Source organism: Moraxella oblonga NBRC 102422 (genome assembly GCF_001598275.1).
GTDB classification, from domain to species: Bacteria; Pseudomonadota; Gammaproteobacteria; order Pseudomonadales; family Moraxellaceae; genus Moraxella; species Moraxella oblonga.
In genome coordinates, this window is sequence record NZ_BCYQ01000030.1 from 1 (window position 1) to 21,954 (window position 21,954).

At 42.3% G+C, this 21,954-nt stretch carries 15 protein-coding genes and 1 pseudogene; 13 read left to right on the plus strand and 3 right to left on the minus strand.

Annotated features, from left to right (window positions below; genetic code table 11):
* Window positions 1–116, minus strand: a pseudogene (locus MOB01S_RS12365) (IS1595 family transposase); the annotation flags it as partial.
* 124 nt (window positions 117–240) lie between these two features.
* Between MOB01S_RS12365 and MOB01S_RS08685 the strand changes: the two are divergent.
* Window positions 241–648 (plus strand): hypothetical protein, encoded by a 408-nt coding sequence (locus MOB01S_RS08685; protein ID WP_066804027.1) that lies wholly within the window; start codon window positions 241–243, stop codon window positions 646–648.
* A gap of 19 nt (window positions 649–667) precedes the next feature.
* On the opposite strand, the gene MOB01S_RS08690 is transcribed toward MOB01S_RS08685, so the two are convergent.
* Complete coding sequence (locus MOB01S_RS08690) at window positions 668–1,882, minus strand: BaiN/RdsA family NAD(P)/FAD-dependent oxidoreductase (RefSeq protein ID WP_066804030.1); 1,215 nt, start codon at window positions 1,880–1,882, stop codon at window positions 668–670.
* Window positions 1,883–2,025: 143 nt separating this feature from the next.
* Here MOB01S_RS08690 and pgsA point away from each other — a divergent pair, with 143 nt between their 5' ends.
* From pgsA to MOB01S_RS08725, 7 genes are all read left to right on the plus strand, one after another.
* The gene (pgsA, locus tag MOB01S_RS08695) at window positions 2,026–2,664 is read left to right on the plus strand and encodes a CDP-diacylglycerol--glycerol-3-phosphate 3-phosphatidyltransferase (RefSeq protein ID WP_066804033.1); all 639 of its coding nucleotides are present in this window, start codon (window positions 2,026–2,028) and stop codon (window positions 2,662–2,664) included.
* 423 nt (window positions 2,665–3,087) lie between these two features.
* On the plus strand, window positions 3,088–6,993 hold the full coding sequence (purL, locus tag MOB01S_RS08700) for a phosphoribosylformylglycinamidine synthase (protein WP_066804036.1): 3,906 nt from the start codon (window positions 3,088–3,090) through the stop codon (window positions 6,991–6,993).
* Between the two features lie 207 nt (window positions 6,994–7,200).
* Window positions 7,201–8,913: a cyclic-di-GMP receptor FimW-related protein gene (locus tag MOB01S_RS08705; RefSeq protein WP_066804039.1), complete on the plus strand. Its 1,713-nt coding sequence runs from the start codon at window positions 7,201–7,203 to the stop codon at window positions 8,911–8,913.
* A 67-nt stretch (window positions 8,914–8,980) separates the two neighbouring features.
* Complete coding sequence (locus tag MOB01S_RS08710) at window positions 8,981–11,077, plus strand: EAL domain-containing protein (protein WP_066804042.1); 2,097 nt, start codon at window positions 8,981–8,983, stop codon at window positions 11,075–11,077.
* Between the two features lie 348 nt (window positions 11,078–11,425).
* A complete protein-coding gene (locus MOB01S_RS08715) occupies window positions 11,426–12,370 on the plus strand; it encodes an AAA family ATPase (RefSeq protein WP_084349682.1) in 945 nt (314 codons plus the stop codon).
* A gap of 4 nt (window positions 12,371–12,374) precedes the next feature.
* Window positions 12,375–13,376 carry a DUF58 domain-containing protein gene (locus MOB01S_RS08720; RefSeq protein ID WP_066804048.1) on the plus strand — a complete coding sequence of 334 codons (1,002 nt, stop codon included), beginning with the start codon at window positions 12,375–12,377 and terminating at the stop codon, window positions 13,374–13,376.
* Between the two features lie 10 nt (window positions 13,377–13,386).
* Window positions 13,387–15,480, plus strand: a complete 2,094-nt coding sequence (locus MOB01S_RS08725; RefSeq protein ID WP_066804051.1) for a transglutaminase TgpA family protein — start codon at window positions 13,387–13,389, stop codon at window positions 15,478–15,480.
* 1 nt (window position 15,481) lies between these two features.
* On the opposite strand, the gene MOB01S_RS08730 is transcribed toward MOB01S_RS08725, so the two are convergent.
* Window positions 15,482–16,246, minus strand: a complete 765-nt coding sequence (locus MOB01S_RS08730; protein ID WP_084349684.1) for a methyltransferase domain-containing protein — start codon at window positions 16,244–16,246, stop codon at window positions 15,482–15,484.
* A 125-nt stretch (window positions 16,247–16,371) separates the two neighbouring features.
* Between MOB01S_RS08730 and MOB01S_RS12875 the strand changes: the two genes are divergently transcribed.
* From MOB01S_RS12875 to MOB01S_RS08755, 5 genes are all read left to right on the plus strand, one after another.
* Window positions 16,372–17,355, plus strand: a complete 984-nt coding sequence (locus MOB01S_RS12875) for a hypothetical protein (protein WP_157073948.1) — start codon at window positions 16,372–16,374, stop codon at window positions 17,353–17,355.
* 108 nt (window positions 17,356–17,463) lie between these two features.
* Complete coding sequence (cysS, locus tag MOB01S_RS08740) at window positions 17,464–18,861, plus strand: cysteine--tRNA ligase (protein WP_066804056.1); 1,398 nt, start codon at window positions 17,464–17,466, stop codon at window positions 18,859–18,861.
* A gap of 189 nt (window positions 18,862–19,050) precedes the next feature.
* Window positions 19,051–19,968: an NYN domain-containing protein gene (locus MOB01S_RS08745; RefSeq protein WP_066804058.1), complete on the plus strand. Its 918-nt coding sequence runs from the start codon at window positions 19,051–19,053 to the stop codon at window positions 19,966–19,968.
* A 173-nt stretch (window positions 19,969–20,141) separates the two neighbouring features.
* Entirely contained in the window at window positions 20,142–21,611 is a 1,470-nt protein-coding gene (gene guaB, locus MOB01S_RS08750) for an IMP dehydrogenase (RefSeq protein ID WP_066804061.1), read from the plus strand.
* 106 nt (window positions 21,612–21,717) lie between these two features.
* Window positions 21,718–21,936 carry a hypothetical protein gene (locus MOB01S_RS08755; RefSeq protein ID WP_066804064.1) on the plus strand — a complete coding sequence of 73 codons (219 nt, stop codon included), beginning with the start codon at window positions 21,718–21,720 and terminating at the stop codon, window positions 21,934–21,936.
* Window positions 21,937–21,954 lie beyond the last annotated feature (18 nt).

Below are 21,954 nucleotides of genomic sequence, written 5' to 3' on the forward strand. Positions count from 1 at the left end.
AAAACAGATGAATTGTGCTGAATACCAAGTAAATCACTTGTTGTTACTTCTGCGACAAAAAATTCAAGTAGTTTTAACTGTGCTTTTTTGCTTAGTTTACAATGGGTTATCTTCATAAAACTAGTATAACATGAGAGTTATTCTAGTATAGTCCCAAATGATATAATATAGCGATAACTGTCTGTATTTGTACACAAATCTAAAACTCAACCGCATTCACCGAACGAAAGGAAAATTGCCATGCAACAATGTTGGTTGTTTGCCAAATTGAGCGTGCTTTCCACCGCTTTATTTGCCATACTCATCATCTTAACCGCCATCATGACAGGTTGGATGTACTTTGAGTTTGGCGTTGATGCTTTGGAATTTTATGGCATCATGTTTTTGGCTTTTTGGGTGTATTCATTGCCTGTTGGGCTGATTCATGCAGGGCTTACGGTATTTTGCAAGTGGCAAAAAAGCCTAAAATCGGTTTGTTTGTCTGCCACCACGCTGGGTGTCATTGCATTTTTGGTGATGATTGGTATTCAATGGGGGAACGGTTTTACAACATGGACAAACGCAGAATGGCAAGTCATCATCACCATTGTGTTGGTGGCAGGCGTGGTGGGTGCGGTAACAACGGTGTTATTGCCCAAACCAATTTAAATAAAATGCCCCACGCAATTTAGGGCAAGGCGTTAGCACACGCAAAGCCACTTGCCCATGCCCAATGAAAATTGTAGCCACCAAGCCACCCTGCCACATCTAGCACTTCACCAATGAAATATAGGTTTTGGCAGTGTTTACTCTCAAAAGTCTTGCTACTTACATCATCAGTAGATACGCCTCCACGAGTTACTTCGGCGGTGCGGTAGCCTTCTGTGCCTGATGGTTTGATTTGCCAGTTATTTAAGTTCTCCCCAATCTTTGATAGGGTTTTGTCTTTGATGTTGGCAAGCTCGGTGTCTTTGTGCTTTTCCCAAAAATGACTTTCTAAGGCAGTTAATAATTTTTTGGCAAAATAAGGCGTAAGAGCTGTACGAATGAGTTTTTTGGGATTGCTTTTTTTGTATTGAATTAAAAAATCACCGATATTAAGTGTGGGTAAAAGATTGATATGAATATTTTCACCCAATTGCCAGTAATTTGATAATTGCAAAATTGCAGGACCAGATAAGCCACGATGAGTAAATAACATTGGCAATTCAAAACTAATTTTATTATTAGAAGCAATCACATCAATACTGATTCCGCTTAGGGATTTTATCATATCACCAATATTGTCGGTAAATGTCATTGGTACAAGAGATGCGTGCGTGGGGATAATCCGATGCCCAAATTGGCGAGCAATCTCATAGCCAAAACCACTTGCCCCAAGCGTAGGAATGGATAATCCACCCGTAGCAATGACGAGCGATGTGGTGGTGAGTGTGGTTTCTTTTTGGTCTTTTTGAGTTTTGATATAAAAAATGTCATTGATTTTGTTGATGTTTTGAATGTGAGTATTTAAAGTAATTTGCACGCCATTATCATCACATTCGGTCAGTAACATATTTAAAATATCCTTAGATGAATCATCACAAAATAATTGCCCATGTGATTTTTCATGAAAAGCAATACCGTGTTTATAAATATATTCCATAAAATGATGTGGCGTAAATTTTGATAATGCTGAACGTGTAAAGTTGGGATTATTGCCAACAAAGTTTTGGTAACTGACAGTCATATTGATAAAATTACAGCGACCACCGCCACTCATTAGGATTTTTTTGCCTGCTTTATTGGCGTGGTCAATGACTAGTACGCTTTTGCCATGTTTGCCTGCATTAATCGCACAAAACAATCCTGATGCTCCTGCTCCGATAATGATAACGTCAAAAGTGGGTTGGGGTGATTGCATGATAATTATTCTCAATATCTAAGTTAAAATCACCCCATTTTACCCAAAATCCGCCCAATTGTCTTAATTTTTTTTACATAAAAAGTTCCCAAACATCGCCATTTTAGGGTATGATATTCTAAAAAAAAGAATGCCAGTTTATCATGACAAACAAGCCCAATACCATTTTTAACCTACCCAACAACCTTACCATTGCCCGCATTGTGATGATACCGCTCTTTGTGGGTATTGCTTATTATCCGCCTGCACTTGGCATTGGCGTGCCGATGATTCCTGATAATGCCATCGCACGGCTTGGTATGCTAGAATATAGCGAGAGTATGGCACGGCATTTTTTGTTGACTTTTGTATTTGTGTTGGCGGCAATTACTGATTGGCTCGATGGTTATTTGGCTCGTAAAATGGGGCTGACTTCGGCATTTGGGCGGTTTTTAGATCCTGTGGCGGACAAACTCATGGTGGCGGCGGCATTGATTGTTTTGGTGCAATGGCATGCCAACATCGTCATGGCAATCAGTGCGATTGTCATCATCAGCCGTGAGATTGCGGTGTCAGCACTGCGTGAATGGATGGCAGAGCTTGGTAATCGCACGTCAGTAGCAGTATCATATGTAGGCAAACTCAAAACGACTTTTCAGATGGTCGCCATTACGGTGCTACTTTTGAATTGGGAGAGTTTGGAGATGTTGGGTTATGTACTCATGGTGATTGCGGTCATCTTGACGTTGTGGTCGATGATGATTTATCTAAAAGCGGCATGGCCCTATTTAAAGCAATCATAAAAAATAAAGACGGTGATTGCCGTCTTTATTTTTTATGATAATTTATTTAACATAATCCTATAAGGGTAATTTGCCATACCAATCATCTGTTGGTATAAGCTGTGATGGGGGGGGGGGGCTTGTCACTACCAAATAACTGCTATACTAACCGAACTTTAAAATTGTTATGGTTTTTGTTCGTGGTGAGCTTGTCTGCCCATAACGGAAACTCACCCGCAGGCATAGCTTGGGGTGAATGGTTTTTGTACCAGTTTTTAGGTTCGTTTAGTATAAATTGTAAATGTTATGATAGTGATGGAAAGTATCCCATACAAATTCTCTTGTGTGAAAATTTTTAAGGTAAATTTTTGTAAACTCTGTTATAATTTGGGGCGTATGTGCTTTTTCAAATTTTTTGTTTATCTAAACTAGGATAATTGAGCCATGATGACCATTGCTGGGCAACCATTTTTAACCCATTTTCAAACCAAAACACTCATCAGCGAACTAAACCAAAAAACAAGCCTACACATCACAGGCATCAAAACGCAGTCGCTGTATGTTTTTGAGGGTTACTTATCAGCAAATGACCACAAACTAGCCCTAAGCCTACTCAATCAAGGCAAAGAATATGTTGAAGATGTGGCAGGTGCGACCGACCGTCAGGTCATTGTTGCCCCCCGATTTGGCACAATCAGTCCTTGGTCATCAAAAGCAACCGACATTTTCAAAAACTGTGGTGTGGACGTGCCACGCATGGAACGAGTTGTATTGTTTACATTAAGCGGTACGGACTTGCTCAAAAAACTCCCCAAAGAAGCTGAAAATATCCTGCATGACCGTATGACGCAGAGTTTGGTGTATGCGTTGTCAGATGTTAAGGCGTTGTTTAATGAGAGTAAACCTGCCCATTTAAACCATATTGACATCATGGGGCGGGGCAAACAGGCATTGGTGGATGCAAATCGTGAGTTTGGTTTTGCGTTGTCTGATGGTGATATTGATTATTTGGTCAAGCACTATAACATTCTTGCGAAAAACCCCACCGATGTGGAGTTGATGATGTTTGCTCAAGCAAATAGTGAACATTGTCGCCACAAGATTTTTAATGCTGACTGGACGATTGATGGTGTAGCACAGCCCAAATCATTGTTTAAAATGATTAAAAATACTTATGAAAACAACCCCAATGGTGTGCTTTCGGCATATAAAGACAACGCCAGCGTGATTGAGGGTTTTGAGGGCAAACGCTTTTATGCCACTCAAAATAACGAAAATCAGTTTGCTTATGATTTTCATGATGAAGCGATTGATATTCTCATGAAGGTTGAAACGCACAACCACCCCACCGCCATCGCCCCATATTCAGGGGCGAGTACAGGCTCTGGTGGCGAGATTCGTGATGAGGGGGCGACAGGACGTGGCGGTAAGCCAAAAGCAGGTTTGACAGGCTTTACTGTGTCGCATTTGCATTTGCCTACTTTGCCTGAAAAATGGGAAAAAGATAGCCTTGCGTACGGCAAACCCGACCGTATCATGAGTGCTTTGGACATCATGACCCAAGCACCACTTGGTAGTTCGGCATTTAGCAATGAGTTTGGGCGACCCAACTTGGCAGGTTATTTTAGAAGTTTTCAGCTAAATGTTGACGGACAAATGCGTGGTTATCATAAGCCCATCATGATTGCAGGCGGTTATGGCAACATCAAACGTGATTTGGTACAAAAAAACAGCATTCGCAAAGGAGATTTGCTCATCGTACTTGGTGGTCCTGCCATGCAGATTGGTTTGGGTGGTGGTGCAGCAAGTTCGGTAAATAGTGGTAGCTTAGATGAAGGGCTTGATTTTGCTAGCGTACAGCGTGATAATGCTGAAATGGAACGCCGTTGCCAAGAAGTGATTGATACTTGTTGGGCGATGGGTGCTGACAAAAACCCCATTGTCTCTATTCATGATGTGGGAGCGGGTGGATTATCAAATGCCATGCCTGAGCTTGTCAATGACCATGAGCTTGGGGCGGTGTTAGAGCTACGCAAGGTGCCATCGTTGGAGGCTGGTATGTCGCCTATGGCAATTTGGTCAAACGAAGCCCAAGAACGCTATGTGCTTGCGATTCGCCCCGAAGATGAGGCACGTTTTGATGAAATTTGTCAGCGTGAACGCTGTCCTTATGCGGTGCTTGGTGTGGCGACAGATGTGCGTCAATTGAAGGTTAATGATGAGTTGTTGCCTGAGCAACCCGTTGATTTGCCAATGCAGGTGCTACTTGGTGGTACACCCAAACTCAAAAAAGACGTTCGCCGTAAACGTGAGCAACTTGCCACATTGGACGTGAGTGGTGTGGATATTAGCACTGCTGTGCGTGATGTATTACGACACCCAACAGTAGCAAGCAAATCTTTCCTTATTAGTATTGGTGATCGTTCAGTAACGGGTATGGTTACTCAGGCACAGTATGTGGGGCGTTATCAAGTACCTGTTGCAGACTGTGCGGTTACGATGAGCGGTCTTTTGGCAGATACAGGCGAAGCTATGGCAATGGGTGAGCGTACCCCTGTGGCACTCATCAATCCCAAAGCGTCCGCACGCCTTGCAGTAGGTGAAGCAATAACCAACCTAGCCAGTGCTGACATCGCCAAGATTTCTGATATTCGTATGTCTGCCAACTGGATGGCATCTTGCGGTGATGACAAAGAAGATGTGGCACTCTTTGATGCGGTCAAAGCAGTCGGTGAGGAGCTTTGCCCTGCATTGGGTATCGCCATTCCTGTGGGTAAAGACAGTTTGTCTATGAAAACAACATGGAAAGATGGTAAGGCAGATAAGTCCGTCATCTCACCTGTGAGTTTGATTATTACAGGTTTTGCTCCCGTCCAAAATGTTGCCAAAACAATCACCCCAGAGCTTGTCAATACTGATAGTAGCTTGTATCGCATTGATATTTCTCGTGGCAAACACCGACTGGGCGGTTCAATTTTAGCCCAAACGCTAAACCAACTTGGCGATGAATGTCCTGACGTAGATAGTGCTGATGATTTGGTGAAATTTTTTGAATTTATCCAGCAAGCCAAATCAAATGGTTTGGTTCATGCTTATCATGACATCTCTGATGGTGGTTTGATTGCAACCGTTGCTGAAATGCAGTTTACATCTCGTGTCGCAATCAACCTAAGCCTTAGTGACGATGATGTGGTTGGTGAGCTGTTTGCCGAAGAGCTTGGGGCGGTGGTGCAGGTCTTGCCTGACAATGTCTTTGAATTTGAAGAGTTGGCACATAGTGTCGGTGTGTTTGATATGATTACTGATATTGGGCAGGTCTTTGAAACGCCCATCGGTGGTGCTGACCAAGACATTTTGAGCATTCAAAGTGCTAACATAGACATTGAATTCATGCGTAGCGATTTGCAAGGTGAATGGAGTAAAGTAAGTCATGCGATTGCTCGTTTGCGTGATAACCCTGTGTGTGCTGACCAAGAATTTGCACTTATTAACGACATTGACCATCGTGGGTTGATTGCGGTTGCTAACTATGACCTTAACCAAGCGGTTGAAGCACCTTATGTAAATAGCCGTACCGTTCAGCCCAAAGTTGCCATCTTGCGTGAGCAAGGTGTGAACGGTCATGTTGAGATGGGTGCTGGTTTTAAACTGGCAGGCTTTGAGGCTATTGATGTACACATGAGCGATTTGATGCGTGGTCGTGTGGATTTGCGTGATTTTGATGGTTTGGTTGCTTGTGGTGGATTTAGTTATGGCGATGTGCTTGGTGCTGGCTCTGGTTGGGCAAATAGCATTTTACATCATGATGAATTACGTATGATGTTTGCCAAATTCTTCCACCGCCCCGAAACTTTTGCGTTGGGTGTATGTAATGGTTGTCAGATGATGAGTCAGCTCAAAGACTTGATGGTGGGGGCGGAGCATTTTCCACGTTTTATCACCAACAAATCTGCCCGTTTTGAGGCACGCACTGTGAACGTACGTGTGGAGCGTACCAAATCTGTGCTATTAAAAGGTATGCAAGACAGCATTTTACCGATTGCAGTGGCACATGGCGAAGGTTATGCCGATTTGAATGAAAAACAGCTTAGCGAGCTGACTTTGAGTGGGCAAATTGCTCTGCGTTATGTGGATAGTCATGGCGTGCCTACCGAACATTATCCATTAAATCCCAACGGTTCTCCACAGGGTATTACAGGCATTTGTAGTGATGATGGACGTGTTACGCTCATGATGCCACACCCAGAGCGGACATTGCGTGCAGTAAACCATGCCTACAAGCCTGCTGAATGGGATAAAGACGGTGCATGGCTTAGAATGTTCCGTAATGCCAGAGCATTTTTACGATAACGTGAAGAAAGCCTTCTCCCAATTGCCATGCAAATGGAGGGGGCGGATAATCTTTGTATTATTGGATAATAGCCTGTGTTGAGACATAGAATACATTTTATGTAATAATATGTGATTTTTTTATATTAATATGTAAATTTGGTATGTTATTTGCATAAAAACTGAATGCAAATAGAGTACGTATGTTAATTGTGATGGAAATCTAAGATGATAACACTTGAAAAATTTGAGCAATTGGTGGAGGCGAACATTGTCCAAAAGCCAGTTGCGTTAGCACAAATTGGTGCAAAGGGCGAATTGTTAGATGAGTGGGTTTTATCTATATCCAACATCAGTAAACATCAACAATATATACAAACTAAGGTGTTACTTAGTGAGTTGTTGGTGGCAGAGATGGATGATAATTTGCGTTTGGATATCATGGTCAAACTAACGCCATTTGTGGAGCGGATTGTTGGTCAGCTTCGTGTGGATTATATCTATGAACATCAAGTATTGTCCGAGGATCGTCAAACCAGTATTAACGAAGTGCGTAGTTTGTACTTTTTGATGATTTTGGTGTATAAAAACGTCGCTAACCGTGCCTTCAAGCAACTTGAAAAAACCTTTGCCAATGATAAACCCACAAGTGGTTGGTTATCAGGATTGCTTGGAAATATCACAGGGTCTAGCAATCCGCACAAAGCAACACTTGTTTGGGCGGTTTATAATATGGTAAGTGCCTATCTGAATGTACTGCTTGAATATGCCTTAACCTATCAAAGAGCCCCAAAGGTCGTATGGCAACAACTCAATTTATGGTATTTGCGTGCAACAGAGGGCGGTGTCGCAACCACCAGTATGGATAAGCTCATCAAAAAAGCCCCAGCAGATACTATTTGTGCCCAGTATAGACAGGCGTGTTTGACCAGTTTTGCCAACTTCTTTGCTTATCGCCGTCAAGACATTGTCAATGGTTTTAAGGTGTTGCCTGATTGGGTAAAATATGTAGATATTACCTTTGAAGCAAGACCTGAACTTAAAATTTTTGTCAATTTACATGGAAATCACCCCCCAGAGGTTATCACGCCTTATGCCACTGTAAACCCATACAGTTCAGAATATCGGTGTTTGTTTATTGACATTACACGTCTATTGGCTTACCTAAAAGAAGTACAACAAGGTGTCTTTATCACATCAGATGTCCAAACGGTGTTTGAATCTCGTTTGGCAAAAATGATACTCATCGCCATTGAACGCCGTGCCGAGCAAGATAGGACGAGTCGTTTGGGTCAGCAGGCGGATTTCGTGGTGGGTGTGCCATCTATTTTTAAAGAAGTCTCTGGTGGAGAAAACCTATCAAGCGTGATTCGTCAGCGTGCCTTAGCTCCTGAATACCATGCCAAGCCTACGATTGAAAATATCAGACCCAAAGAAACAGTTAGAGTATTTAGTAAAAATGATAATCTGGCTCGTTTTATCTACAAAAAACCCAATTCAGGCGATTTGTTACTTGATGATGTTGAAAATGTCCAAGATGAAGTATTGATGAGTTCATTTTTACCAGTATTTGGTTTGTTTGCCCTAAAATCACACTCGTCTGAACATAAAAACCCATGGCGTTTGGGTGTGGCACATTGGGTGGATAGGGTTGCCGAAGGTATTGAAGTTGATGGTCGCTTTTTGGGGCGAATTTTGGTGGCTGGTGGGGTGCGGTTACATAGGAATGACACACGCAGTCTAGAATTTTTCCATGCTTTTTTGATTGATGGTGATGAACTCAACCAACAAAGTACGCTTGTTGTGCCACGCTCACACTTCAAGGCAGGGGACTTTGTATTGCTTCGTGTTGATACCAAAGAGATAGAATTAAGACTAGAACGCAGTTTGTTGACTACCGAAGAGATAGAACAATACGAGATTGTACGTCTTAATGGCTAGGTTTGGTGTTTGTACAAGCCATGTTGATGATGTTTTAAAATTTGTGAAATTAAAGTAAGTGACATTTATGACAAATCCAACGTTAAATTTATTGGTTATTGATGAAGAACAATTGTATGCTGAGCATTTGATTGGACTTCTAAATCCTTATTATGATGAAGTCAATTTGGGTTTTTTGGACGACAAGGCAGAATTGGTGCGACTGCTCCGCCAAGAGTGGGACGTGCTGATATTCCACCGTGCCTATGACATGACTTTTGCTGATGTGGTGGGTATTTTGCAAGAGCATGGCATTAATTTGCCCGTCATTTATCTTACTCAAAATGTAGAGAATTCGGCAATTAACGAGTTTGGCTACCCTGAGATTATGCGTGGCGACATGGTCAAATCCGTCCCAGTGGGTAAAGACGATGTGATTGTAACGGCGATATGTTTGCAGGCAGATTATGTGGCTGCCAAACGCCAAATGTCCAATCTAAGAATGATTTTAAAAGAAGCTGAGCAACGTGCCAATGTCTTGATTGCCAACTCAAAATCTGCGGTGGCGTACATTGATCAAGGGGTGCATATTTTTGCCAATACGCCTTATCTAGAAATGTTTGGCTACAACAGCATGGAAGACATCATTGGTGTGCCTGTGGTGGACTTGATTTCGGGGGGTGAAAATGTCAAGGGCTTTAAGCAGTTTTTACGTAAATTTGACAAAGGCGACCGTTCACAAGTGGAATTTGCTTTTGAAAGTAAACGCACAGACGGCTCAACCTTTGCCTCAAAACTACAAGTAGCATCAGCTACTTTGGATGGTGAGCCTGTAACACAAATCATCATTCAACAAAATGATGCTGGCAGTGCCGAGCTTGCCAAAAAACTGGCAGAAGCAGAGCGTCAAGATAGCTTGACAGGACTGCCAAACCGTGTGGCATTCACTGAATCTTTGGACGAAACTTACCAAAACATCACAAATGGGCTTATTAAATCTTCTTCGCTCATTTATGTGCGTATGGACGGTGTTGGTAAAATCAGTTCTAGTACGGGTATTGCAGGGGTGGATACAGCCGTTAAACAAGTGGCATACCTACTTGATGAACAGTTCAATAAGGTAAGTGATGCGTTTGTTTCTCGTTTTAGCGACAATACCTTTGCCATCATTATGGATAACATCAAACAAGATGATTTGGTAACGTTGGCGAATGCTATTTGTGAGAAAGTGGCAACCATGCTTATTGAGGTGGGTAGCCGTACAGTTACCACCAATTTGTCAATGGCGATTGTGATGATGGGTGCTAACACCCAAGAACCCCAAGTAGTACTTAATCGTGCATTGGATACCATCTTACAGATTGATGCTGACGCTGAAAATGATAAGGTGCGTGTCTTTGATGTTAGTACCATTGCAGGCGATGATGATACTGCGATGGCAGAATATCTACAAAACGCCCTTGCCCAAAACCAGTTGCTACTACATTATCAGCCAATCTATGACATCAGTACAGATGCCAGCAACTTATTTGAAGTTTATGTAACTCTGCCACAAGCAGATGGCACACAAATGACCTTTGACAAGATTGCACCAATTGCCAAAAAACACAACCTACTTGAAAAAGTTGATCGTTGGGTGCTCATTAATGCAGGTCGTCATTTGGCACAAGTGCGTCAAACAGAGCCAACCGCAAGAATTTTAATCAGTTTATCATCTGCCACATTGGCAGACACCAATCTGGTCAATATGATTACCCAGCTCAATCGTGCGATTGGTGGTGGCAGTGATGTGATTACTTTGCAATTCAACGAACAAGACGTGGTGGATTATTTGGCAGTGGCAAAACGTCAGGCGATTGCTCTGGCCAATATTGACTGTCCAATGGGCATTCATAGTTTTGGTAGCACCACCAAGTCTGCTGATGCGTTGGAGTATATCAACCCAAGTATGGTAAGATTGGCAAAAAGCTTTACCAAAGATTTGGATAGAGAGGCAAACTTAAATGCGTTGCAAGGGTTGATTGCTATTGCTACCGAAAAAGGTGCAGATGTTTTGATGCCAAACATTGAAGAAGCATCACTCATGAGTACGGGTTGGTCTGTTGGGGCAAGGTACTTACAAGGGGATTATTTGCAACCTTCTGCCAATGAAATCATTTTTCCGCCACCTGCCGAAGAGGTATGATGGACAAACACCGCTTAGGCGGTGTTTTTTTACGCATTATTACAATGCGTAAACGGATTTTTGGTATAATTATTTTTTTATTTAAAAATGTATTTTGTTTGATTTATTTAGGGCATGCCCACCCTTTATAATGCTATTGATATGTAGCAATAATTTAAAAATAAAGATAACGTTTTTACATTAAAAATAGCTCAATCTTGTGGCTTAAAGGCAAAAACTTGTCTGACAGAAAACTCACAGCCTGCGTTTTTTTTTAGAAAAACGTGCGATTTATCTTATTTTTAATTATAAATACAAAAGGTGGGCATGCCCTAATTGTAAAAATCAATTTATCTGATTAGGTGTTTTATGTCCGTTTCTCATGCTCAGTTGCATTCTAAAATCCAGACTTTGCTTGCCACATTAAATGACATTGTTCTTGACAAGGAACAAGTCATTCATTTGGCGGTAACGTCAATTTTTGCCAATGGGCATTTGCTTTTGCAAGATTTGCCCGGTATGGGCAAAACCACGTTAGCTCATGCGTTGGCAGTGCTACTTGGGCTTGATTTTCATCGTGTGCAGTTTACCAATGACATGCTTCCTGCGGATATTTTGGGCATGATGATTTACAACCAAAGCACAGGAGCGTTTGAATTTCGTCAAGGGGCGATTTTTACCCAAGTGCTACTGGCAGATGAGATTAACCGTTCTAGTCCAAAAACCCAGTCGGCACTTTTAGAAGCAATGGAGGAGAAGCAAGTTACCCAAGACGGTAAAACTTATCAGTTACCCAAGCTGTTTTTTGTCATTGCCACCCAAAATCCCAGTCAGCAGGCAGGTGTATATCCCTTGCCAGAATCACAGCTTGACCGTTTTTTGATGTGTGTGTCTTTGGGTTATCCATCGCCCAAAGCCGAGCGAGAACTGCTAGAAGGTAAAGACAGACGAGCGATGGTGGCACAGTTGCAACCTATTTTGACGGCTGATGAAGTGCTTGCGATTCAAGAGGCGGTCAAAGAAGTTCATATCGCACCTGTGGTGTTAGATTATATCCAAAGATTGGTTGCCAAAACTCGTGCTAGTCAAGAATACCATGGCTTGTCGCCACGTGGGGTATTGGCGTTAAAGCGAGCGTGTCAGGCTTATGCGTATGTATTGGGTAATGATAATGTCTCTATTGATGACGTACAAGCGGTGTTTGGGGCGGTGGCAGACCACAGACTTGGGCAAAAATTTGTGCCATTTCATCATCTAGGTGGGCTGACACAAATGACGATTGCCCAAAAGATTTTGGTGGAAGTGGCGGTGTGATGTTGTGATTGTTCAATTTGTTAGGCAAAAAGCTGATAGGTTTTTTGCCAGTCGTGTCAAAAGAAGTGATGATGTTACATTTGGCATACGCAATGTCTATATCTTTTTTAGCCGCCAAGGATTGTTGTTTGGGGTGTTGTTGATAACCACATTTGTTACGGGTATTAACTATGGTAACAACCTTGTGTTGGGACTGTGTTTTTATTTATTTGGCGTGTGGCTACTGACGGTATTTCATACTTTTGTACAGGTTTCGGCTTTACAGGTAAGGTTGGTAGAAGTGGCGTTGGCTCAATCTGGTTCTATTGGTTGGGCAACCTTAGAAATCAGTAATAAAAGTGCCAAACCCAGTCGCCAGATTTTTTTGGGTTTTCAACAACCCAACACAGAGTCGCTATCATCTGAAAATAAGGCAGTGTTGGAGATGTCTGGGTCGGTGGTTTTGCCTTATGTGGATAAATCTGTTTTGGTGCGTTTGCCCGTTTACGCCAATCAGCGGGGACGTATGACTTTGCCCAGATTAGAGATACATAGTGTATATCCGCTTGGGGTGATGAAAGTGTGGACGTATGCGTATTTTGAGTGTCCAATGTGGGTGTATCCGACACCTGTGGCATTTGATTGGCAAAATAACAAAAAATCCGCTCCCAGCGATGGCAATGAATGGAGTAATATTGGCGTGGTTGGGCAAAGTGATTTTGATACATTGAATGAGTATGTTGAAGGTGAGAGTCTGGCAAGAGTATCGTGGTCGCATGTGGCTCGTGGGGCAGGCATGCTTACCAAGCATTTTGCTGACTCGGTGGGACGTGAGTGGTTGATTGATTATCAAGATATGCCCAATGCTCATCATGAGGGTAGGCTTAGCGAGCTTGCTTTTGCGGTGTTGCAGATGAGAGATAGCCAAATGCCTTTTGTGCTAAACCTGCCTAGCGGTGCAGGCGAGTTGGGGCAAGGTGATGAATTTGTGAACCAATGTTTATTAAGATTGGCAAAAGAACCCTAAGGCGGTGTGTATGCAAAAGATTGCATTTGTAAAATTTGCGTCAGGTCGCCAAACTTTGACGCCAGTTCAGTTGCCCTTGATGAAAAAAGTGCTGGCATTGCCTGCCTATCACTGGCTCATGCTTGCATTGGCAACGTTGATTTTTCCTCACATGGGTGGCGTGCCTACGTGGTTGTTGGTGTTATTGGTGGTGAGCGTCATCATGCAAAAACCCAGTATCAAACACACCATCAATCAAACAGGCAAACAAAAACGCATTTATCAAGTGTTACAACATCTCATTTTCATTGGAGGGATTGTTGGAATTTGGTTCACCTTTGGGCAGATTTTTGGGGTGGACGTGGCGGTCAGCTTTCTTGTGCTGTGTCTTATTGGTAAAAGTTGGGAGATTTATCAAAAACGTGATGCTTATGTGCTTGTCAATTTAGGCTTGTTTGTACTGGCTTCGTCATTTTTAATGCGTCAAGATTTGGGGGTGGCATTGGTTGGTTTGCCAAGCCTACTTATGTTGTTGATGACATTTATTGCATTGAGTGATGAAGAGAGTGATGGGCAAGGTAGGTTGCGTTCGCTCATGATTTTGACTGTGCCTGCCATACCGCTTCTTGTGGTGCTGTTTTTATTTTTTCCACGCATTTCGCCACTTTGGTCTCTGCCAATGGCAGGAAAAAGTGCCAGTACAGGTGTATCAGATACGATGTCGCCGGGGGATTTTTCGGATTTAAGTCAGTCTACTGAACTTGCATTTCGTGTGGAGTTTGATGGTAAAATCCCGCCACGTCATGAGATGTACTGGCGTGGGCTGGTTTTGTCGGATTTTAATGGTAAAACATGGCGACAAAATGACTTTTCAGAGGGATTTTGGTCATCTCGTGATGCGATGCCAAGCTGGGCAAAAGATGCCTATGCCAATCAAGTGGGGCAAGATTATCAGGTTATTTTAGAGCCTACTCAACAAAATTGGCTTTTTGCCCTTGATTATCCCAAAGCCAATCTTGAACGTGGCATGGGCATGACGTCAGATTTTACACTAAGAAATTATTCGCCCATTGCCACCCAAAAACGCTATCGTGCTACTGTCTATAAAGATGTCAAGGTGGATTTAACCATCAGTGATACGCACAAAAAAATCAATTTACGTTTACCAAAACAGGGCAATCCACAAAGCAGAGCCTTTGCCCAAGAGTTGTTTGCCAAAAATCATCATGACCCTATTTTATATATACAAGCGATAAAACAGCACATCGTTTCTGGCGGATTTAGCTACACTTTATCGCCACCAACACTCAATGACAACCGCATTGATGAATTTTTGTTTGGGAGTAAAGCGGGATTTTGTGAACATTATGCGTCCACTTTTGCCTTTTTGATGAGAGAAGTTGGTATCCCTGCCCGTATTGTCGGTGGTTATCAAGGTGGTGAGCTTGGGCGAGATGGTCAAAGCTGGGAAGTGCGTCAAATGGATGCTCACGCATGGACGGAAGTTTGGCTTGATGGGCGTGGCTGGGTACGCATTGACCCAACGGCTTTTGTGTCGCCAGAGCGGATTGATAGTGGCATGAATGCCGTTACAGAAGCAGGGGGTGCGTCCTTGTTTGGTGATGGGTTGCTTGGTCGGCTTAGTTATGAGCAGTTTAAGTTTTTACAAACGCTACGACGTTACTCCGATCAAGCCAGCTATTATTGGCAACGTGATGTGGTTGGTTATGATCAAAATGAACAAAAAAAATCACTATCAAAATGGTTTAATATCTCAAATTTTGCCGAGCAGTTTTGGACGTTGGTTGGCGGTGTCTTGGTGTTAACGGCGTTATTTCTTGTTATTACTGCGTATAGACGAAGAAAACGCCATCACCCTTTGGATATGCCATTGGTGCAATTACAAAAGAGACTTATCAAACAGCACCCAAGTTTGGTCAGAACAGCAAGCGAGCCTTATTTAAGCTGGCTTGATAGGGTGAATGATACCATAAACCGTTCTGATGATATTGCACAACTTAAAGCGGTATATCGCCAGCATCGTTATGGCAAAGACGCTGACAGCAAGTTGGCAATCAATGAATTAAATCGCCTTGTAAAACGTGTGATTGGTAAAGGGGGTTAAATTATTGATGAGATTTTTTTGCCAAAAGGTGCAAGTATCGCCCCATTTGCCAAAAAGGGTGGATTTGTGAGTATCTAAGCTCCATAGCAATCACGTCATTAGGATTGGTTAGTCCCCCACGTTTTAATGGGGCATAATCAGAAAATACTCGTATGCCAGATTTGCATAAAATGGTATAACTTTTATCCAGCAACCATTGTTCCACCGTCTCATATGCCACAGGATTGTTGGGGGTTAGGCTTTTGTTATCAGCAGGTTTGGGTTTATCAAGCTGATAAAAGTTACCCATGATGAGATTGCGATAAATTAGACTGGCAGGATTATAAAAACACAAAGACAATATGCCTTCATTGCTAAGATATTCATCAAAAAATGCCATGATTTGACTGGGGTTGGATAACCATTCTAGTACCGCATGGCAAAGAATCACGTCAAATTTTTGTCCTTGTAAATGTGTGGATAATTCTTGGTAGGGACTAACGATAAAAGTGGGTGTAACGCCAATCTCATGAGCGGATGTTTGGGCTTTGGCAATCATGTTACTAGAAATATCGCTAATGACCACATCGTGTGTTTTGGCGAGGTTTAGACTGATTTGGGCAAGTCCTGCACCGACATCAAGGATTTTGAGGGGGTGTTTTTGTAAGTGTTCGCCCAAATCTCGCTCCAATACAGCAAGGCGAATTTGCCCCTTTAAGCCACCATAAACCTTTTTGGCAAAGTGGTCGGCAATGTCATCAAAATTGCGGTCGTTTTGTGTGTTCATGTTACAATAAATTACTGGTAAATGGTCATTTTGTGTTATAATGAAAAGAACTTTTCTCAAAAAAGAGAATGTAGTATTGTAACCCAAATTTTGCATTTTTCCCATTGATTTTAAAGAGATAAAAAATGAAATCTATGAAATATTTGGTTGTTGTATCTGCAATTATGTTGGCATTGGTAGGGTGTGATAAAAAAGAGCGACCTGCACCATCGCATAACAAAGCAGACGTTACCACCAACGAAGAAGCCAAAGAATTGACGGTAGTAGAACGTCCTGCGATAGTGTGTGATGATAATGACTTAAAAACACGCATTAACGATTTGGTGCTTGACCATGTACGCCAATCTACCCTTGACACCCTAAAAAAATCCAATCTTGTAGAGCTTGAAGAAGCATTAAAAAATAAGTTATCCACCCTAAACATTGAAGTCAATGACCCCAAAACACAAGAAGACAGTTGTGTTGCCAAAATTAGTGTAACACTGTCCGAATCTGACATTGCGGGTGCAAACAAGGTTCTTGCCAAAGCCAACACAACATTGGCAGAGCAAGCAAACCAAATGGGGGTTGTGCTAGAAGATGGCCATCGTTTCGTGGGGGATTTGGTTTATCAAATCAGTGGCGATGCACTGTTTATCAAATCTACTGACAACCCTGTGATTGAGCTGACATCATCAGGTTTGGCAAGTGCGGTTGTATGGGCATCACAGCAAACAACAGCGACAAAAAACGACAATCCACAAACAGTGAAGCCTAAGGTAACCCCAATCAACCAACCTGCGGTGCGTCCTAATAACAATCCTCAACCAACAACTTCAACCCAGCAACCAGTTCGTACATCACCACCATCTCAGCAGGTTCGTAATAACACACAGTCTGCACAACAAGGCAATGCAACATCAACAACAAGAGTACAACAGCCTACTCGTCCAGTAGAGCCAAAAGTTGAACCAAGACCCATGCCCAAAGTGGATACTAAACCTACACCAAAAGTTGAACCAAAGCCTGAACCTAAACCCACACCAAAGCCTGAGCCTAGCGTGTCTCACAAACCAGTAACGGATAATTCATCAGAGATTACCATCGTTGAGAGTGATGATACTTATTAATCATACCAAACAAAACTCCAAAGTGATTTGGGGTTTTGTTTTTTGTGGTAATTTTTTTAAAATTTTAGTATGATAAGCGATTTTAGTTAATATGATAATAGGCACATCATGAACGATTTACATTTATATAATACTCTATCTGCCCAAAAAGAGCGTTTTACCCCCATTCATGCTGGCAAAGTAGGCATGTATGTCTGTGGCATGACAGTTTATGACTATTGTCATATCGGACATGCTCGGGTTATGGTGAGTTTTGATGTGATTTATCGTTGGTTGTCTCGCTATTTTGATGTCAATTATGTTCGTAACATCACCGATATTGATGATAAAATCATCAACCGAGCAAACGAAAATGGTGAAAGTATTGGCGAACTCACCGCTCGTTTTATCACTGCCATGCACGAAGATGCTGACCGTTTGGGGTGCTTGCGTCCCACCCAAGAACCCAAAGCTACCGACCACATTCCCCAAATGCTGGGTATGATTGATACTTTGAGTGGCAAAGGTTTGGCATATCAAGGGGCAAGTGGCGATGTGTACTACAAAGTAGCCAATTTCCCTGATTATGGTAAACTCTCCAAGCGTAAACTTGATGATATGCAGGCGGGTGCAAGGGTGGAGACGGTAGATGACAAGCAAAACCCTTTTGATTTTGTGCTATGGAAATCTGCCAAACCCTCCGAACCGCATTGGCAAAGTGTTTGGGGTTTGGGTCGCCCTGGTTGGCACATTGAATGCAGTGCGATGAGTACTTGCTGTTTGGGCGAGAGTTTTGATATTCATGGGGGTGGGCATGATTTGCAATTTCCACACCACGAAAACGAAATCGCCCAATCGGAGGGGGTAACTGGCAAAACCTATGCCAACAACTGGCTACACGTTGGTTTTGTCAATGTTGATGGCGAAAAAATGAGCAAATCTTTGGGTAACTTTTTTACCATTCGTGATGTGTTAAAAGATTTTCATGCCGAAACCATTCGCTTTTTTATCTTGTCAAGCCATTATCGCAGTCCGATTAACTTTTCTGATATGGCATTAAAAGAATCGCACACCGCTTTATCACGCCTATATCATGCCCTAAAACCATTTGATGATGTGCAGATTGATGAAAATGCTTGGACATCTGATTTTGGACAAGAATTTACATCGGCAATGAACGATGATTTTAATTCTGCCAAAGCCATCAGTGTGCTATTTTCACTTGCTAGCGAAATCAACAAAGCGGTAAAAAGTGATGATTTGGCAACTGCCAAAAATCATGCGGTGATTTTAAAGACATTGGCAGGTGTGCTAAATATCGCTCAACTAAACCCAAGTGAATTTTTGCAAAGCACAGTAGATGAAAACGCCCTGTCTGAAAATGAGATTTTGGCAATGATTGAAACTCGTACCAATGCCAAAAAAGATAAAAACTTTGCCCTAGCTGACCAAATCCGCACTCAATTAAAAGAAAAAGGCGTGGAATTAGAAGATGGTAGGGCGGGGACGACTTGGCGGAGAATATGAGTTAAAATTGGGTTGTTTTGAGGGCGTACCCACTCTTTATAACATGATTTATATTTAGTGGTAGTTTACATAAAGATGGTATTTTTGTATTAAAATGACTATCCGACCACTTATGGATAGTATAAGATAGATTTTTTTGGTGGATTTGGGTAAACTTAACATAACCATGCCCCAATCAAGGAGAAAATCATGCAACGTATGCCCACCATCGCTGTTTTTGTTGATGCTGATAACATTCAATCCCACCATGTCAAAAAAATCATGGACGTATTGACTCCCAAAGGTAATGTCATGATACGCCGTGTGTATGCGGTAACGGATTATTTGGGTGGGACATTTGGTATCAAAAGTGAACAATATGGTTATGCTAATTTATTAGAATTGTTAAAAAATCTCACCACATTTGAAATACACAAAGTTGAAAAACGCTATTTTGTCAAAGATTTGCGTGTGAATGGGTCAGATGTATCACCCAGCACTGACACGCCTACCCAAAAACATAAGTACAGCACCCAAGAACTCCAAGATAACGTTTGGTTGATGGAGGCGATTGCCAATGCCATTGATGACAATTTGTCGGTTGGTGTGTGGGCGACGACGGTGGATGTGGGTCAAGCTCTAAAACAGCAAGGCATTTCTGCCAAAGATTATGGGTATAAAAACATCGGTTTGTTGTTAAAGGCTACACAATTGTTTGAATTGATGGTTAAAGATGATGGGCAAACTTATGTCAAAAGCCTTACAGGCAAGAGTGTCAAGGTCAATAACCAAGAACAAACAGGCATTGCCCAAAATCCAAATGACAAACTCACCGACACAGATGGAGCAAGTCAGGATTTTGATGATGTCAATGGCGAAGAAAATGAAGAAGTAGAAATCATTGATGGTCATGAGTTTTTGGCGGCATTAAATCAAGCAATCGCCAAACATCAACACCAAGATGGTTGGGCAAATGTTACCAATGTTGGGGCGGACATCAAAAAAATTTTTGGGGTGGGGAGTATGGCATTGGGTTATCGCACCTTTGCCGAATTTTTTGCAACGCTTGATGATTATGAATTGCAAAAAGTGGGGCGGATTTGGCACATTCGCCAAAAATTAGCTTGATAAAATATCAAATGAGTATTATAATATTGCGCTAATTTTTTAATCCAACCACTATCATGCGATTTGACACAAAAACAAAGCAAACCGATGGGTTTGCCATTATTTAGGGCTTAAACAGGGCAACTTGTTTAAGCCCTTTTGTGTTTTACGTGAATATTTTTTTAGGAGTTTGTATGTTAAGAATGAGTTATGAAGCATTGACCTTTGATGATGTGTTGTTGTTGCCCGCTTATTCAGAGGTCTTGCCAAAGGATGTTAATTTATCCACCCGCTTGACTCGTGAGATTAACCTAAATCTACCTATTTTATCAGCAGCAATGGATACTGTTACCGAGTCCAAAATGGCGATTGCTATGGCACAGCTTGGAGGCATGGGCATTATTCATAAAAACATGGACATCTCTCGTCAAGCCAGCCGTGTGCGTCATGTCAAAAAATTTGAAGCAGGCACGGTGGCTGACCCCATTACAGTAAGTCCTAACACAAGCGTGGGCGAGCTTTTTCGTATCACTCGTGAAAACAACATTTCAGGCGTGCCTGTAGTGGACGAAAACCGCCGTGTGGTGGGCATTGTTACGCATCGAGATTTGCGTTTTGAAACCAATTTTGACCAACCTGTCAAAAATGTCATGACACCCAAAGAAAAACTCGTTACTGTCAAAGAAGGGGAGAGTACCGAAAATATCAAGCGTCTTTTGCATACACACCGTATTGAAAAAGTGGTGGTTATTGATGATGAGTTTCGCCTAAAAGGATTGATTACTGTCAATGATTTTAGCAAGGCTGAAAACAACCCCAATGCCGCCAAAGACGCCAAAGGTCGCCTTCGTGTTGGAGCAGCAGTTGGTACAGGGGCAGACACCGAAGCTCGTGTAGAGGCATTGGTAGATGCCAATGTAGATGTGATTGTGGTGGATACTGCACACGGACACTCTAAGGGTGTGATTGACAAAGTGGCATTTATCAAGAAAAAATACCCTCAAATCCAAGTCATCGGTGGCAACATCGCCACAGGAGAGGCAGGTTTGGCATTATTGGATGCTGGGGCGGATGCTGTCAAAGTGGGTATTGGACCTGGCTCTATTTGTACCACTCGTATCATTGCTGGGATTGGTGTGCCACAGATTAGTGCGATTGACAATGTGGCAACGGCTTTAAAAGACCGCATTCCACTCATTGCAGATGGCGGTATTCGTTTTTCTGGCGACATGGCAAAAGCATTGGCGGCAGGAGCAAGCTGTATCATGGTGGGCGGACTGTTGGCAGGGACAGAAGAGGCTCCTGGTGAAATGGAGTTGTATCAAGGTCGCTACTATAAAGCCTACCGTGGCATGGGGTCGCTTGGGGCGATGAGTGGACAAAATGGCTCATCTGACCGCTATTTCCAAGATGCCAAAGAAGGTGTAGAAAAACTTGTTCCAGAAGGCATTGAGGGTCGTGTGCCTTATAAAGGTTCGGTAAGTGGTATCATCAATCAGCTTGCTGGTGGCTTGCGTTCATCGATGGGCTATACAGGTTGTGCCACCATCCAAGAGTTACGTACTAAGCCACAGTTTATCAAGGTAACATCGGCAGGCATGAAAGAATCGCACGTACATGATGTACAGATTACCAAAGAAGCACCCAACTATCGTCAGGGTTGATGAGGGTTTGCCCCCCCCCAAAAATCCGCTCTTGTGGGCGGATTTTTCTTGACAAATAGGGTGAAAAGTTTTAAATTGGCGTCATTATTTATGTTTGGAGAATGTGATGAATCAAGTGTTAAACATGGCTCAATTTCTAAAAATTCACCCATTGGACAGTAACAAATCAGTATTGATTAATATTCACCAAATTACTGCTGTTGAAGAGATTGTGGATAACCACATTTTGCGTATTCATGTGGGTCAGTATACTTATGAGACAGGGGCTAGTTTGGAAGATTTATTATTGATATTGAACCGAACGGCAACCATCAGTAGACTATAATCAAAACCGCCCATTTGT